This window comes from Tardiphaga sp. 709 (assembly GCF_032401055.1).
GTDB lineage: Bacteria > Pseudomonadota > Alphaproteobacteria > Rhizobiales > Xanthobacteraceae > Tardiphaga.
This window is the reverse complement of sequence record NZ_CP135529.1, coordinates 3,140,957-3,156,910: the sequence shown is the minus strand read 5'-3', so window position 1 is coordinate 3,156,910 and position 15,954 is coordinate 3,140,957. Positions and strand designations below refer to the sequence as shown.

Below are 15,954 nucleotides of genomic sequence, written 5' to 3'. Positions count from 1 at the left end.
GCAGACATATCGTCACGTGTGATTGGCGCCGTGGTCGCTGACGCGTTTGACGATACTCACCAGTCGCACGCCATCGAGCTCCTGCAGTCGCAGTGCTTGGCTGTGTGGAACCAACAGCTCAAAGAAAAATCCCTCCCGAACGGGGAGGGATTTCAGAGGGCTTCGCGATTTACCCGGTGGTCGCCTCACGCATACCGCCCGTGACAGTGCTTGAACTTCTTGCCGGAGCCGCAGGGGCAATCCTCGTTGCGGCCGACCTTGCCCCAGGTGTCCTGGTTGTTCGGATCGCGGGCGACGGCGGGCTGCTGCTGGCCCATCGGTGCCAACGCCGCATTGGCGAAGGCCATTTCGTCCTCGCCGGTGTTGTAGTCGAGCTTGTGGGCTTCCATGACAGGCAGTTCGGGCTGCACGTCCGGCGGCACGATCTCGACGCGCATCAATTGCGCGGTGACGGCCTCGCGCAGATTGGAGATCATGGCCTCGAACAGGTTGAAGGCTTCCGCCTTGTATTCCTGCAGCGGATCGCGCTGGCCATAGCCGCGCAGGCCGATGACCTGACGCAGGTGATCTAGCATCACCAGATGCTCGCGCCACAGATGATCCAGCGTCTGCAGCAGGATCGTCTTCTCGACGTAGCGCATCACGTCGGGGCCCCACTGGGCGACCTTCGCGGCCATATGCTCGTCGGCCTTCTGCTCGATACGGTTGAGCAGCTCCTCGTCGGCAATGCCTTCTTCCTTGGCCCATTCGTCCACCGGAAGATCGAGGTCGAGCACGCGTTTGAGCTCTTCCTTCAGGCCGGCCACGTCCCACTGCTCGGCATACTGGTTCTCCGGCACGTGTTTGGTAACGAGGTCCTCGACGAAGGCGCGGCGCATATCATTGACGGTCTCGGCGACGCTGTCGTTCTGCATCAGATCGACGCGCTGCTCGAAGATAACCTTGCGCTGGTCGTTCTGCACGTCGTCATATTTGAGCAGGTTCTTGCGGATGTCGAAGTTGCGCGCTTCGACCTTCTGCTGGGCCTTCTCGAGCGCCTTGTTGATCCACGGGTGGATGATCGCTTCGCCTTCCTTCAGGCCGAGGCGCGTCAGCATCGTATCGAGACGATCCGAGCCGAAGATGCGCATCAGGTCGTCTTCCAGCGACAGGAAGAACTTTGAGCGGCCGGGGTCACCCTGACGGCCGGAGCGGCCGCGGAGCTGGTTGTCGATGCGGCGTGACTCATGGCGCTCGGAGCCCATGATGTAGAGGCCGCCGGGCTTCTCGACGGTCTTGGCCGGCTTGCTGCCCTTGGCCGGCTCGATCTCGACCACTTCCTTGGCGCTCAGCACGATCTCGCGGAAACGTTCGATCTCGGCCTTGATCTCGGCGATTTTGGCGGCCTTCTCGGCCTCGTCGGCGATCTCGGCCGTCTCGATCTGCGCGCGCATCTCGACCGAGCCGCCGAGTTTGATGTCGGTGCCGCGGCCGGCCATGTTGGTGGCGATGGTGATGGCGCCGGGGACGCCGGCTTCGGCGACGATATAGGCCTCCTGCTCGTGGAAGCGCGCATTCAGCACCGCGAACAGTTTCGCCGGCTTGCCGGAACGCGCGGCCGCGTAGAGCTTGTCCATCGCCTTCGGCTTGGTGAAGTCGATCAGCTTGTAGCCGTTCTTGAGCAGATACTCGCCAAGGACTTCCGATTTTTCGATCGACGCGGTGCCGACCAGCACCGGCTGCATCCGCGCATTGGCGCGCTCGATCTCGGCGAGGATGGCGGCGTGCTTCTCGTCCTGGGTGCGATAGACCTCGTCGTCCTCGTCCATGCGGCCGATGCCGACATTGGTGGGCACTTCGACGACTTCGAGCTTGTAGATGTCGAACAGTTCGTCCGCTTCGGTCAGCGCCGTGCCGGTCATGCCGGCCAGCTTCTTGTACATGCGGAAGTAGTTCTGGAACGTGATCGAGGCCAGCGTCTGGTTTTCCGGCTGGACGGTGACGTGTTCCTTGGCTTCCAGTGCCTGGTGCAGGCCCTCCGAATAACGGCGGCCCTGCATCATGCGGCCGGTGAACTCGTCGATGATGATCACTTCGTCGTCGCGGACGATGTAGTCCTTGTCGCGGTTGAACAGCGAGTGGGCGCGCAGCGCCTGATTGATGTGATGCACGACGGAGACGTTCTCGACGTCATACAGCGTCTCGCCCTTGAGCTGGCCGGCATCGCGCAGCAGCGTTTCGATCTTCTCCATGCCGGCTTCGGTCAGCGTCACGGTGCGCTGCTTCTCGTCGACCTCGAAGTCGATGACCTTTTCAAGCTTGGGCAGGAAGGTGTCGATGGTGTTGTAGAATTCCGAGCGATCGTCGAGCGGGCCGGAAATGATCAATGGCGTGCGCGCTTCGTCGATCAGGATGGAATCGACTTCGTCGACGATGGCATAGAAGTGCTTGCGCTGGACCATGTCCTCCAGCCGGTACTTCATGTTGTCGCGCAGATAATCGAAGCCGTATTCGTTGTTGGTGCCGTAGGTGATGTCGCAGGCATATGCCGCCTGGCGCTCGGCATCGTCGAGGCCGTGAACGATCACGCCGGTGGTGAGGCCCAGGAACGAGTAGATCTGACCCATCCAGCCGCTGTCGCGCTTGGCGAGGTAGTCGTTGACGGTCACGACATGCACGCCCTGGCCGGCGAGCGCGTTCAGATAGACGGCGAGGGTGGCGACCAGCGTCTTGCCTTCGCCGGTCTTCATCTCGGCGATGTCGCCCTCATGCAGCACCATGCCGCCGATCAGCTGCACGTCGAAGTGACGCTGGCCGAGGGTGCGCTTGGCGGCTTCGCGGACGGTGGCGAAAGCGGGAACGAGGAGATCGTCGAGAGTCTTGCCGGCCTCTAACTGTGCCTTGAACTCGGCGGTACGCGCTTTGAGCGCATCGTCCGACAGCGCTGCGACCTCAGGTTCCAGCGCGTTGATCGCGGCAACACGCGATTGATATCCCTTGACGCGGCGGTCGTTGGCAGAGCCGAAGAACTTGCGGGCGAGCGCGCCGATCATCACGAAATCCTGTCTTTAGCAATGCGGCCCGAAGGCCGTGGAATGGTGCAGCGGTCGCCCAGCCTCGTCATATCCAAAGTCTGTGGCGGATTGCTGTCTGGACCCCGGTGCGGAGCGCCAAAAAAGCAAGACCCCGGGAGATGAGTGGGAGCAGGGCAATCAGGGGTTCAATGACCACGGCGCGGCCGAAATCGCGCCTTCGCCACCGGCCCGGTCGGGGAGAGATATGGCCCGTATGGGGGGTTGTCAACGGCGCGAACCTCTCAAGGATTTCATCATTTTGACAGAGTTTTCGCGTTGCCAAGACGGTACGTTTGGGAGAGTGTCCGCCGTCCCCAACAGGCTCTTATCCGAGATAAGGATTTTCCATGACCTTCGTATCGCCCGCTCTTAAGCCGGGCCTGCGCCCGGGCCGCACCCTGGCTGCCCTGACTGGCGCCGTTGCGGTGGCCTTCCTCACCAGTTTCCCGGTTTACGCGCAGGACGCCAATCCGGTCCTCGCCAAGGTCAACGGCCAGGAAATCCGTCAGAGCGACGTCACCATTGCCGAGGAAGAACTCGGTCCGAGCCTTGCCCAGATGGATCCTGCGACCCGGAAGGACAATGTGCTGTCGTTCCTGATCGACATGAAGATCGTCGCCAAGGCGGCCGAGGACAAGAAGATCGCCGATCGTGAGGACTTCAAGTCCAAGCTGGCCTTCGCCCGTAACCGTCTGCTGATGGACAACCTCCTGGCCGTCGAGGGCAAGGAAGCCCTGACCGACGACAACATGAAGAAGGTCTATGAGGACGCGGCCAAGCAGATCACCGGCGAAGCCGAAGTCCATGCCCGCCACATCCTGGTGGAGAGCGAGGCCGAGGCCAAGACGGTCGCCGACGAGCTGAAGAAGGGCGCCGATTTCGCCGAACTCGCCAAGAAGAAGTCGAAGGATCCGGGCGCGGCTGATGGCGGCGATCTGGGTTTCTTCACCAAGGACCAGATGGTGCCGGAATTCTCCGCCGTCGCCTTCGCGCTGGAGCCGGGCAAGATCTCGGACCCCGTGAAGTCGCAGTTCGGCTGGCACATCATCAAGGTCGAGGAAAAGCGCAACCGCAAGGCGCCGGAATTCGAGCAGGTGAAGCCGCAGATCGAGCAGTATGTGGTGCGCAAGGCGCAGGCTGACTACGTCACCAAGCTGCGCGAAGGTGCCAAGGTTGAGCGGCTGGATCAGGCTGCTGCGAAGCCCACGGACGCTGCTCCGGCAGCCCCGGCCGCCAAGGACGCGCCGAAGCCGGCCGACAGCAAGATGGCCCCGGCCAAGAAGTAATTCTGGACCCGAAAAGCCCGCCCTCTGTCGAGAGGGCGGGCTTTTTGCTGCCTGTAACACATACGCCGTCATGCCGGGACAAGCCCGGGCATGACGGAGTTTTAGTTGCCGGGCTTGGCAGATAGTCCCCGGCCGGGCCGTAACGCTTATGCTGGCACTTTCACCCGATAGCGCGGCGCCGGCTTCGAATGACCAAACTTCGCCGATAGCGTGCGGCGATCCGCCTCAAAACTGGTCCAATCGTCGCCGTTCTGCAGCCCCGGAATGGTGACGCGTTCGCCCTGATCGAGGCCAGCCAGCGCCGCATCAACCATGTCGTTCACATGCATGACGATGGCCTGGTCCATATTCTGGTGCGGGAAGCCCGCGATATCCCAGAACTCCGTCGCCGTTGCACCCGGTAACACCGCCTGTACGTGGACTCCCTTATCGACCAGTTCATGCACCAGCGAGTGGCTGAAACTGAGCACATAGGCCTTGCTCGCTCCGTAGACGCCATTGAGCATCTCCGCGGCAATGCCGACGATCGACGAGATGTTGATGATCGTGCCTTTGTTGCGCGCAACGAAGCCGGGCACGGCGGCATAAGTCAGTCGCGTCAGCGCGGTGACGTTCAGCGTGATCATGTCTTCCATTTTGTCGACATCGGCATTGAGCAACGGCGCCACTGCGCCGAATCCGGCATTGTTGACCAACATCGTGATGCTCGCATCGTCGCGCAGCACAGCTTCGACCTTGGCGAGATCGGCCTTTTGGCCGAGATCGGCGGCGAGCGTGCGGACCGATCGTCCCGTCTCACCGGACAGCCGTTTGGCGAGTGCCGTGAGCTTGTCCTGATTGCGCGCCACCAGAATGAGGTCGTAGCCGCGCTTGGCCAGCCGGTCCGCATAGACGGCGCCAATGCCCGTCGAAGCGCCGGTAATCAGTGCCGTGCCCTGATGTGAAACAGTCATTGTCGTTCTCCTGAATGCTCTCGGCCGCTCGGGCCGTGTCAGGAAACCTAGTCTTGCGCGGCCATGTCTTAAATGTCATATAAACGGCGTTTTAGGACGTTTTCGCCTCCGGGAGCCAGCACATGCAGCGCATCGGTTTGGTCGTATCGCCCGGCTGTTCGCCGATCAGCTTCGCTGCATTGTCAGTATTCGAGCTGGCCAACGTGTTCGCTGATACGCCGCCCTATGACCTGCGCATTCTGTCGGAGACGGGCGGTGCGGTCGGCATGTCGCTGGGCATGTGCGTGACCACTGAGGCGTTCGCTGACGGCGCTTACGATACGCTGATCGTCGGCGGCGGACTCACGGTCGAGACGTCGCCTCCCGGATTGGTCGACTTCATGCGAGAGGCGCCGGAACGGGCGCGTCGGGTTGCCGCGATTTGCGTCGGGGCCTTCGTGCTTGCCGAAGCGGGTGTGCTCGATGGCCGGCGCGCGACAACGCATTGGGCCTATGCCCGCGACATGCAGAGACAGTATCCGAAAGTGAAGGTCGAGGAGGATCGCATCTTCATCTGCGACGACACCGTCTGGACATCTGCTGGCATGACAGCGGGCATCGATCTTGCGCTCGCTCTGGTCGAAGCCGATCTCGGAGCTGACGTGGCGCGCAACATCGCGCGTAAAATGGTGATGTATCACCGTCGCGCGGGCGGTCAGTCGCAGTTCTCGGCGTTGCTGGAATTGTCGCCAAAATCGGATCGCATCCAGAATGCAATCGCCTTTGCCCGGGACAACCTGCAGAAGCCGCTGACTGTGAATGATCTCGCCGATGCGGCCAGTCTCAGCCCGCGCCAGTTTAGCCGCGCCTTTCATGCGGAGACCGGTCAATCACCCGCAAAGGCGATCGAGCACCTGCGATTGGAGGCCGCGCGGCTGATGATGGAGCAGAGCCGGCATCCCATCGACACCGTCGCGCAGCAGACGGGGTTTGCCGATCGTGACCGCATGCGCCGCGCATTTCTGCGTGCCTATGGCCAGCCGCCGCAGGTCATTCGTCGCAATGCACGGTCGCAGATGGACGCGTGAGCAGAGAAGCTCTTCGCTTCCCCTCTCCCCCAGCGCGGCAAAGCCGCGCGCCGCGGGAGAGGGTGCCTGAGCGTAGCGAAGGCGGGAGAGGGCCCTTTCCAAAAGCTCTGTCCTTCCGGTTCGCACCACCCCCTCTCCCGTCTCGAACGCACTGTCGTGCGTTCGATCCACCCTCTCCCACCTTCGCAGCTGCGCCGCGCGGGGGAGAGGGGGTCAGAGCTCCGCCGCAAACAAAAAAGCCCGACTTCTTGATGAAGACGGGCTTTGTTTGTCTGCTGACGGGCTTCACCCGATCTTGCGGCCGATATCCAGAAACTTCTGCCGGCGCTGCTGACGAATAGTCGCCGCGTCCATGCCGCGCATGTCGTTGAAAGCCTGCGCGATGGCGTCACCGGTGATGGCAATCATGGCGGCGGGGTCGCGGTGTGCGCCGCCTGGCGGCTCTTTCAGGATGGAATCGATCACGCCGAAACGCAGCAGATCCTGCGCGGTGATCTTCATATTGGTCGCGGCTTCCTGCGCCTTGGATGAGTCGCGCCACAGGATCGACGATGCCGCTTCCGGCGAGATCACGCTGTAGATGGCGTGTTCCAGCATCAGCACCTTGTTGGCGGTGGCAATGGCGATGGCGCCGCCCGAGCCGCCTTCGCCGATGATCACAGCGACATTGGCAACGCCAAGGCCGAGGCAGGCATCGGTGGAGCGTGCGATGGCTTCAGCCTGGCCGCGCTCTTCCGCGCCGATGCCGGGATAGGCGCCGGCGGTATCGACCAGCGACAGCACGGGAATGTTGAAACGGTCGGCCATCTCCATCAGGCGAACTGCCTTGCGGTAGCCTTCGGGGCGGGCCATGCCGAAATTATGCTTGAGGCGGCTCTCGGTGGTGTTTCCCTTTTCCTGGCCGAGCACGCAGACGCTCTCGCCGCGGAAACGGCCGAAGCCGGCCACCAGCGCTTCATCCTCGCCGAACTTGCGGTCGCCGGCGAGCGGCGTGAATTCGGTGATCAGCGCTTCCACGTAATTCATGCAATGCGGGCGCTGCGGATGCCGTGCGACCTGAGTCTTCTGCCACGGCGTCAGGTTCGCATAGAGCTCGTGCAGCGCGGCGACGGCCTTGTCCTCGATGCGCACGATCTCTTCGCCGATGTCGCTGCCGCTGGCGGCCAGCGTGCGCAATTCATCGATCTTGGAATCCAGCTCGGCAACGGGCTTTTCAAAGTCGAGATAGCTGCGCATGGGTTCGGACATTCACTGGATATGGGAAGGACGGACGGCGGGCGAAACTGCCGGTGCAGGCTTTTCAAGTCAATCGGGGCTGCAAGTCAAGCCGCGAAGGTGTCATTTACTTTGAAAAATCAAAGAGATATTTCAACATTCAAGCGCCTTTTTATGACGTTTCCATTGCTGTGTTGCGCTTGCGGCGATGCCACCACCAGATGGTGGTGCTGGCCAGCACGGCCGCCACGATCACCGCCTGAATCCAGTAGTGTTTGGCCTGACCTTCGAGGCCGGCGATGCCGCCATAGCGGTCCAGGACCGACACTGCGAGCACGCCGGGTAGCACATGCGCCGGCGCCCAGAGCAATGCTGCGGGGATGTTCACGGCATAGAATTTCGCCGGCGCCGTCCCCAGAGCGCCGGCCGTGACTGGTACGAAAGCGCGGATCGGCGGCACGAAGCGGCCGAGAAAGACGGCCAGCGTCCCGAAGCGGTGGAAGAAGGCCTCGCTCTGCGCCACGACGCCCGGATAATTCGATAGCGGCCACGCATCAAGCAGTTGTCTCTGCCGGATATGCCCGATCCAGAATGCGCCACCGTCGCCAAGCACGGCGCCCGCCACGGCGGCCACCAGCACCGCCACCAGATCGAGATCGCCTGCCGGAATCAGGGCGCTCAGCGCCAGAATGACCGTGGTGCCTGGGATGAATGTTCCGAGCACCGGCACGGCTTCCAGCAAGGCAGCGAGGAAAATAGTGAGGTAGCCCAGCCAGGCATGCGCGGCGACAAAATGGGTCAGGGAATCGATGAAGGACGTCACGAAATTCCGATCCGGCGTGGGATGCCTCAGCCAACTGTGACAGCATATATGATTGAAATGGCCGGCCGCGCCGTTCGATCCCCAAATACCGCTGCAAATTGATCGACCTGGAGCATCGGCTGATTCGCAGGGCAGACTTCCAAAAATTGCCGTTAGAACCTATCTCGATGATAACATTCGGGAACTTTGATGAAGAGCTGGGCTTTGTCCAGCCGCGGCTCTCTGATACGTTCCACAAAGCACCCCATCCGCAGCCATTACTAGACTGGTTTCGGGATATCCGGGACCACGGAGGATTGATGACCGCCGCCTCGACCAAACTGCAAGAAAAGACCGACGCGTTGATTGGCATTCCCGACAAGATGGTGTCGGTGCGCAAATTGTTCGGCATCGATTCCGACCTCGAAGTGCCTGCCTTCTCCGAATCCGATCCGCATGTGCCGGACACCGATCCCGATTACCGGTTCGATCGCGCCACCACGCTCGCCATTCTCGCCGGCTTCTCGCGCAACCGCCGCGTGATGGTCACGGGCTTCCACGGCACCGGCAAATCGACCCATATCGAACAGGTCGCCGCGCGCCTCAACTGGCCCTGCGTGCGCGTCAACCTCGACAGCCACATCAGCCGTATCGACCTCGTCGGCAAGGACTCCATCGTGGTCCGGGACGGCAAGCAGGTCACCGAATTCCGTGACGGGATTCTGCCCTGGGCGTTGCAGCACAATGTCGCGCTGGTGTTCGACGAATACGACGCCGGCCGCCCGGACGTGATGTTCGTCATTCAGCGCGTGCTGGAAGTCTCCGGCCGCCTGACGCTGCTCGACCAGAACAAGGTGATCAAGCCGCATCCGGCGTTTCGCCTGTTCGCGACCGCGAACACCATCGGTCTCGGTGACACGTCGGGTCTCTATCACGGCACGCAGCAGATCAACCAGGGCCAGATGGATCGCTGGTCGATCGTCACCACACTGAACTATCTGGCGCATGACGAGGAAGTCGAGATCGTGCTGGCGAAGGCCAAGCACTATCAGAACCCCGAGGGCCGCGACATCGTCAACAAGATGGTGCGCCTCGCGGATCTCACGCGTAACGCCTTCGCCAATGGCGATCTGTCGACGGTGATGAGCCCGCGTACGGTGATCACCTGGGCCGAGAATGCCGACATCTTCAACGATATCGGCTTCGCCTTCCGCGTGACCTTCCTGAACAAGTGCGACGAACTCGAGCGTCCGCTGGTCGCCGAATTCTATCAGCGCTGCTTCAATGCAGAGCTGGCGGAAAGCTCGGTCAACGTGGCGCTGAGCTGATGTGATGGCGCAGGTCACCGTGGAGCGCACGATTGGAGCAACCAAGCGCGCGGTTCAAGGTGGCCTGTTTCGCTACAATGTCGAGAAGATGGGGAAGCAGAAGCACAAGAGCTTCGCCATCTCTTTGCGCGACAAGAAAGAGGTCGTCGGCGGCATTGTTGGCGAAGTCTGGATGACCGTGCTGTTCATCCAGCTCTTCTGGATCGATCAGCAGTTTCGCGGCAAGGGTCATGGCAAGGCGCTGATCGAAGCGATCGAGGATCAAGCGCGAAACTTCGGCGCGGTGCGTGCCTATGTTGATACGATGAGTTTTCAGGCGCCAGACTTCTACCGCGCCTGTGACTATGAAGCTTTAGGCACCATTGATGGTTATCCAGGCGGCGTGACGCGTCACTGGTTTACCAAGGCGCTGTAGGGACTGGCGATGAGCACGACGACGACCAACAAATTCCGCCCCGGCTCCAAGGAAGCGCCGACCGAGCCGTTCAAGCGCGCGGTGACGTCGTGTTTGCGCGCGATCGCCAAAGCTCCGGAGCTTGAAGTGACCTTCGCGGCGGAACGGCCGGGTCTCTCACCGGGCAAAGCCCGTCTTCCTGAACCCGCGCGAAAAATGAGCAAGCGCGACGCCGCCATCGTGCGCGGTCACGCGGATTCGATCGCGCTCAAACTCGCCTGTCACGATCCCAAGGTTCATCGCAAGCTGATGCCGGGCAATCCGCAGGCGCGCGGCGTGTTCGAAGCCGTCGAACAGGCCCGCGTGGAGGCGCTCGGGTCGCGCCGCATGGCCGGCGTGGCGAAGAACCTCACGGCGATGCTCGACGATCATTTCCATCGCGGCAAGTTCGACGAAATCACCGACCGCGCCGATGCGCCGCTGGCCGATGCCCTGGCGATGCTGGTGCGCGAGCGCCTGACCGGCATGGCGCCGCCGACCGCCGCGAAGAAGATGGTCGACCTCTGGCGGCCGGTCCTCGAAGACAAGATCAGCGATCGCCTCGACCAGCTCGATCGGTTCGCGGAGAACCAGGCCAAGTTCGGCGATGCCGTGCATGACCTGTTGTCGGCGCTGGAGCTCGGCGACGACCGCAATGCCGAGCCGGATGACGAAGAGAGCGAGGACGACGAGCGCCAGGGCGAGAACGATCAGGCCGGCGCCGAAGGCTCGCCGGAGAGCGACGCCTCGCAGGAAATGAGCGCCGATCAGGCGCAGCAGTCGTCCGACGAAATGTCTGACAGTTCAATGGAGAGCGCGCAGGCGTCTGCATCGGACACGTTCGACGAAGACGGCGAGATGGGCGACGACGAGACGCCCGGCGAAGCCACGCGTCCGAATTCGCGCGGCGCGAACGAGCCGCGCGGTCCCGAATATCACGCCTTCGCGCCGAAATTCGACGAGGTCATCGCGGCCGAAGACCTCTGCGATCACGACGAGCTCGAACGACTGCGCTCCTATCTCGACAAGCAGCTCGCACATCTGCAGGGCGTGGTTGCGCGCCTGGCCAATCGGCTTCAACGTAAACTCATGGCGCAGCAGAACCGCGCCTGGGACTTCGACCTCGAAGAAGGCATCCTCGATCCCGCGCGCCTGTCGCGCGTGGTAACCGACCCGCATCATCCGCTGTCCTTCATGCATGAGAAGGAAGCGACGTTCCGCGATACGGTGGTGACGCTGCTGCTGGATAATTCCGGCTCCATGCGCGGTCGCCCGATCACGGTCGCTGCGACCTGCGCCGACATTCTCGCGCGCACGCTGGAGCGCTGCGGCGTCAAGGTCGAGATTCTCGGCTTCACGACGCGCGCCTGGAAGGGTGGGCAGTCGCGTGAGGCGTGGCTCGGCGCCGGCAAGCCGGCCAATCCCGGCCGCCTCAACGATCTGCGCCACATCATCTACAAGTCGGCGGATGCACCGTGGCGTCGGGCGCGCAAAAACTTGGGTCTGATGATGCGCGAAGGTCTGCTCAAGGAGAACATCGACGGCGAGGCGCTCGACTGGGCGCACAAGCGCCTGCTCGGCCGCCCCGAACAGCGCAAGATACTGATGATGATCTCCGACGGCGCGCCGGTGGACGACAGCACGTTGTCGGTCAATCCCGGCAACTATCTGGAGCGGCATCTGCGCCACATCATCGAGGAGATCGAGACCCGCTCGCCGGTCGAACTGATCGCCATCGGCATCGGCCACGACGTGACGCGCTACTATCGCCGCGCCGTGACCATCGTCGACGCCGAAGAACTCGGCGGCGCCATCACCGAAAAGCTGGCGGAATTGTTCAGCGAAACGGCAGGGCCGGCACCGACCCATGGTCGGCGACGCAAGACGCATTAGGCTTTACAGGATGGGTTTTGCTTTGCTCTACCCATCCTCTAGGGCCATCGCTTGACCGCTCATCTCACCCGTCGTCACTTTCTTGCAGTCGCGGCTTCAGCAGCCGCGCTGCCGTCGCTTGCCCGTGCGCAGCCCGTGCTGGTGCCGGCAACGCCATTGGCCCGTGCGCCGGTGTCGATCGAGGTGGAAGCGCGGCCGATTCCGGCTTTCGATACGCGTGATCGCGCGCATACAAGGTTCGGGTCGCTGCAATATCGCAGCGGATTGGTCCTGACGTCGCGCTACAAGGATTTTGGCGGCATCTCCGGTCTTCGTCTGGATGACAAGGGCGAGGGGTTCATCGCCATCAGCGACAAGGGCAACTGGTTCACCGGCAAGATCGCCTATAGCGGCGAGGCCATGGTCGGCATTGTCGATGTCGAGGCGGCGCCGATGCTGGGCGCTGACGGCAGGCCGATTACCGCGCGCGGCTGGTACGATACCGAGTCGATCGCGGTGGACGGCCCGACGGTCTATATCGGCCTCGAACGCGTGCATCAGATCCTGAAATTCGACTTCGGCCGCGATGGCGTGCGCGCCCGGGGCGAGCCGATCCCGCAGCCGCCGGGCATGCGCAAGCTGCCCAGCAACGGCAGTCTCGAAGCGCTGGTGATGGTGCGCAAGGACCGGTTCAAGACCTCGCCGCTGGCCGGCATGCTGCTGGCGATTTCGGAGCGCGGGCTCGACAGCGCCGGCAACATCTCGGCCTGGATCATCGGCGGCAAGGCGCCGGCGACTTTCTCGGTTCGCCGCACCAAAAATTACGACATCAGCGATGCGGCGCTGCTGCCCTCCGGCGATCTGCTGCTGCTGGAACGCAAGTTCTCGCTGTTCGGCGACACCGGCGTCCGCATCCGCCGCATTCCCCTCGCATCGATCGTGCCGGACGCCGTCATCGACGGTCCCACCATCTTCGATGCGGATCTCGGCTATGAGATCGACAATTTCGAAGGGCTCGATGTCCATGTCACGCCGGAGGGCGACACGGTGCTGACGCTGATCTCGGACGACAATTTCTCGATGCTGCAGCGAACCCTGCTGATGCAGTTCACGCTGCTCGAATAAGCGGTTACGCCGCAACCTCGGCCTTGTTGGCCTGATGCGCGATCAGCAAGTCGCGCAGTTCGCTTGCGGGTCTGGCGGCGCTGAACAGATAGCCCTGCATCTCGGTGCAGCCGAGCGCGCGCAGCAGCTCCTTCTGCCGGAGCGTCTCGACGCCTTCGGCCGTCGTCGTCATGTTGCGCGAACTCGCGATGTTGACTACGGCCTGCACGATCGAGGACGACCCCTGTGCATCGGCGATATCGGTCACGAAGCAGCGGTCGATCTTGATCTTGTCGAACGGGAAGCGCTGCAGATAACTCAGGCTGGAATAGCCGGTGCCGAAATCGTCCAGCGCAATGCGCACGCCGATCTCGCGCAGTCCGTGCAGGATTTCCAGTGCGGTCTCGTCGTCGCGGATCAGCACGGCCTCGGTGATTTCGAGCTCCAGCCGCCGTGCCGGCAGGCCGGACGCGGCGAGGGCGGAGGTGACCTTCAGGGCGAGCGACGCGCAGCGGAACTGGACCGGCGAGACATTGACCGCCACCCGGACGTCGTCGGGCCAGCTGGCAGCCTCGGCGCAGGCGGTGTTCATCACCCATTCGCCGAGCTCATTGATGATGCCGATATCTTCGGCGACCGGAATGAATTCGGCCGGCGAGATCATGCCGCGTTCGGGATGACGCCAGCGCAGCAGGGCCTCGCAGCCCACGATGGTGTCGTCGCGCAGCGTCAGCAGCGGCTGATAATAGACTTCGAAGCCGCCTTTGGCGAAGCCGCCATCGCCGGCCGCGTGACGCAGTTCAAGCTCCAGCGAGCGACGGGCCTGCACCCGCGCATCCATTTCGGGCTCGAAGAAGCGGAAAGTACGGCGGCCGTCGGCCTTGGCGCCATACATCGCAAGGTCGGCGTTCTTCAGCAGCGTATCGAGGTCCGCGCCGTCGCGCGGCGCCAGCGCGATGCCGATCGACGCGTCGGTGAGCAGGCTGTGGCCGAGACAATCGAATGGCTGGCGGATCGCATTATAGATGCGGCCGACAAGATCTGTGATGTCGGAATGGCTCTCGACGCCCGTCTGCACGATGGCGAATTCGTCGCCGCCGAGTCGCGCCACCACGTCGGAGCTGCGCACGCAGCCGCGCAGCCGCAGCGCAATGCCCTTGAGCAGTTCGTCGCCGACGGGATGACCGAGCGAGTCGTTGATGCCCTTGAATTCGTCGATGTCGATATAGAGCACCGCGCATTGCGCGCCGCGCGCGACGCGCTTCAATTCGCGTTCGAGCTCGTTGCGGAACAGCGTGCGGTTCGGCAGGTCGGTCAGCGCATCGTAATGCGCCAGATGCGCTATCTTCTCCTCGGCATTGCGCCGCTCGGTGATGTCTTCATGGGTCGCTACCCAGCCGCCATCGGCCACCGGCCGCGACGAGATCTGGATGGTGCGGCCATCGGCGGTCTGCATGATCTGGATGTGCGACCGCCCGACGTCGCGCAACACTTCGGCCACATAGGCGTCAACGCTGCCAGCGAATGAGCCCGTGTCCTTGCGATGCGCGATCACGTCACGGAACGGACGGCCGGCTGTGATGACGTCGCGCGACAGCCCGTACATGTCGAGATAGCGCTGGTTGCACACCACCACGCGCGCCTGCGCGTCGAACAGCAGCAGGCCTTGCGTCATGTTGTTGATGGCGGTGTCGAGGCGGTTCTTCTCCAGCGTCATCTGCAACTGTGCGGCACGGTTCTGCCGCTGGATGTGACGGATCATCAGATAAAGCAGGCCTGCCAGGATCAGGGCCGACAGTGTCGCGAGGGTCACGAGAAATTTGGTCTGGTCGCGCCAGTTGGCCAGTGTGCCCTCGACCGTCGTGGTTGCGACCAGCGCGACCGGAAAGTTTTGCAGCAGGCGGATCGAGCCGAGGCGATCGATATTGTCGATGGGGCTGACGGTGCGGATGGTTGCGGGCGCGTCGCTGAAGCGCAGATGCTGCAGCAGCGGGCCGCTATTGAAAACCTTGCCGATCGACGAGGGCGTCTGCGGGTAGCGCGCCAGCAACGTGCCATTGCGGTGGAACATTGCGATGGTCCCGTTCTCGCCGAGCGAGACGGAGGCAAAGAATTTTTCGAATTGCTGCGGTTCGACGCTACGCGTCACGATGCCGAAGAATTCGCCCTTAGGCCCTGTAATGCGACGTGCGAACAGCGTCTTCCACCGGCCGGTGATGCGGCTCAGGACGGGCTGCACGATCTCTTCGTCCTGGGTGAAGGTCTGCGATTTGAGTTTCTGGAAATATTCGCGGTCGGCCAGCACCAGATCCGGCCCGGGCCAGGCTCCTGTCCAGTTGACCAGACGGCCTTCGGCATCGAGAACGGTGATGTCGTTGACGAATTCATCATCCACCTTCGACTTCAGCATCATGTGGGACTCGTAGCTCGACATGCTGCTGGCAAAGCTGTGGACCGACATCACGCCATTGGCGAGAAGATGAGCCGTGAGGCTCTTCTGGATGCGCTGCAGATCCTGGAACTGCTGATCGAAATGCCGGCTGAGCAGCAGCACGGTGTTTTCAAGTTCGCGGTTGGAATTGTCGATCGTGCGCTGACGGAAATTGTTCACGGTCATCGCCGTGCCGGCGGCAATGGTGATGATCAGCACGGCGCCAACGAGCACGAGCCACCGCACCGGCGCGCGGCGCGTCGTCGAGCGCCCATCGCCATGCTCGGCGGAGCCCGGCGCTGAAACGCGCACGTCGTTCGTCATTCGCCTCCCCAGCAGCCGCATGAATTCCTACCCCTCGTGCATAGGAATACCCGGGCAAGGGTGGAAGACGCGTTAGGAAGTCAGGT

At 62.6% G+C, this 15,954-nt stretch carries 11 protein-coding genes; 6 read left to right on the top strand and 5 right to left on the bottom strand.

All coding sequences use genetic code 11. From position 1 onward, the window contains the following. Positions 1 to 185 precede the first annotated feature (185 nt). Positions 186 to 3,032: a preprotein translocase subunit SecA gene (secA, locus tag RSO67_RS15465; protein WP_315839548.1), complete on the bottom strand. Its 2,847-nt coding sequence runs from the start codon at positions 3,030 to 3,032 to the stop codon at positions 186 to 188. 368 nt (positions 3,033 to 3,400) lie between these two features. On the opposite strand from secA, the gene RSO67_RS15460 reads away from it, so the two are divergent. Continuing rightward, the gene (locus RSO67_RS15460) at positions 3,401 to 4,339 is read left to right on the top strand and encodes a peptidylprolyl isomerase (protein WP_315839546.1); all 939 of its coding nucleotides are present in this window, start codon (positions 3,401 to 3,403) and stop codon (positions 4,337 to 4,339) included. Positions 4,340 to 4,485: 146 nt separating this feature from the next. Here RSO67_RS15460 and RSO67_RS15455 read toward each other — a convergent pair whose 3' ends face one another. Then, complete coding sequence (locus tag RSO67_RS15455; protein ID WP_315839544.1) at positions 4,486 to 5,292, bottom strand: SDR family oxidoreductase; 807 nt, start codon at positions 5,290 to 5,292, stop codon at positions 4,486 to 4,488. A gap of 122 nt (positions 5,293 to 5,414) precedes the next feature. Here RSO67_RS15455 and RSO67_RS15450 point away from each other — a divergent pair, with 122 nt between their 5' ends. Beyond that, positions 5,415 to 6,359 (top strand): GlxA family transcriptional regulator, encoded by a 945-nt coding sequence (locus RSO67_RS15450; protein WP_315839542.1) that lies wholly within the window; start codon positions 5,415 to 5,417, stop codon positions 6,357 to 6,359. Positions 6,360 to 6,644: 285 nt separating this feature from the next. Here RSO67_RS15450 and RSO67_RS15445 read toward each other — a convergent pair whose 3' ends face one another. Both RSO67_RS15445 and RSO67_RS15440 read right to left on the bottom strand, forming a co-directional pair. Further along, a complete protein-coding gene (locus RSO67_RS15445; protein WP_093757526.1) occupies positions 6,645 to 7,607 on the bottom strand; it encodes an acetyl-CoA carboxylase carboxyltransferase subunit alpha in 963 nt (320 codons plus the stop codon). A 139-nt stretch (positions 7,608 to 7,746) separates the two neighbouring features. Continuing rightward, on the bottom strand, positions 7,747 to 8,397 hold the full coding sequence (locus tag RSO67_RS15440; protein ID WP_315839538.1) for a DedA family protein: 651 nt from the start codon (positions 8,395 to 8,397) through the stop codon (positions 7,747 to 7,749). Positions 8,398 to 8,696: 299 nt separating this feature from the next. Here RSO67_RS15440 and cobS point away from each other — a divergent pair, with 299 nt between their 5' ends. The 4 genes from cobS to RSO67_RS15420 are packed head-to-tail and all read left to right on the top strand — an operon-like array spanning position 8,697 to position 13,134. After that, positions 8,697 to 9,704 carry a cobaltochelatase subunit CobS gene (gene cobS / locus RSO67_RS15435; RefSeq protein ID WP_068729504.1) on the top strand — a complete coding sequence of 336 codons (1,008 nt, stop codon included), beginning with the start codon at positions 8,697 to 8,699 and terminating at the stop codon, positions 9,702 to 9,704. A 4-nt stretch (positions 9,705 to 9,708) separates the two neighbouring features. Beyond that, entirely contained in the window at positions 9,709 to 10,119 is a 411-nt protein-coding gene (locus RSO67_RS15430) for a GNAT family N-acetyltransferase (RefSeq protein WP_315839533.1), read from the top strand. Between the two features lie 9 nt (positions 10,120 to 10,128). Further along, positions 10,129 to 12,030, top strand: a complete 1,902-nt coding sequence (gene cobT, locus RSO67_RS15425) for a cobaltochelatase subunit CobT (protein ID WP_315839531.1) — start codon at positions 10,129 to 10,131, stop codon at positions 12,028 to 12,030. A 51-nt stretch (positions 12,031 to 12,081) separates the two neighbouring features. After that, positions 12,082 to 13,134: an esterase-like activity of phytase family protein gene (locus RSO67_RS15420; protein ID WP_315839529.1), complete on the top strand. Its 1,053-nt coding sequence runs from the start codon at positions 12,082 to 12,084 to the stop codon at positions 13,132 to 13,134. A gap of 4 nt (positions 13,135 to 13,138) precedes the next feature. Here RSO67_RS15420 and RSO67_RS15415 read toward each other — a convergent pair whose 3' ends face one another. Then, positions 13,139 to 15,868 (bottom strand): EAL domain-containing protein, encoded by a 2,730-nt coding sequence (locus RSO67_RS15415; RefSeq protein WP_315839527.1) that lies wholly within the window; start codon positions 15,866 to 15,868, stop codon positions 13,139 to 13,141. Positions 15,869 to 15,954: the final 86 nt, after the last annotated feature.

Bases quoted from the DNA above. Each gene is read 5' to 3' on its own strand.
- secA (WP_315839548.1), bottom strand. From the start codon at position 3,032: ATGATCGGCGCGCTCGCCCGCAAGTTCTTCGGCTCTGCCAACGACCGC.
- RSO67_RS15430 (WP_315839533.1), top strand. From the start codon at position 9,709: ATGGCGCAGGTCACCGTGGAGCGCACGATTGGAGCAACCAAGCGCGCG.
- RSO67_RS15455 (WP_315839544.1), bottom strand. From the start codon at position 5,292: ATGACTGTTTCACATCAGGGCACGGCACTGATTACCGGCGCTTCGACG.
- RSO67_RS15415 (WP_315839527.1), bottom strand. From the start codon at position 15,868: ATGACGAACGACGTGCGCGTTTCAGCGCCGGGCTCCGCCGAGCATGGC.
- RSO67_RS15445 (WP_093757526.1), bottom strand. From the start codon at position 7,607: ATGTCCGAACCCATGCGCAGCTATCTCGACTTTGAAAAGCCCGTTGCC.
- RSO67_RS15450 (WP_315839542.1), top strand. From the start codon at position 5,415: ATGCAGCGCATCGGTTTGGTCGTATCGCCCGGCTGTTCGCCGATCAGC.
- cobS (WP_068729504.1), top strand. From the start codon at position 8,697: ATGACCGCCGCCTCGACCAAACTGCAAGAAAAGACCGACGCGTTGATT.
- RSO67_RS15460 (WP_315839546.1), top strand. From the start codon at position 3,401: ATGACCTTCGTATCGCCCGCTCTTAAGCCGGGCCTGCGCCCGGGCCGC.
- cobT (WP_315839531.1), top strand. From the start codon at position 10,129: ATGAGCACGACGACGACCAACAAATTCCGCCCCGGCTCCAAGGAAGCG.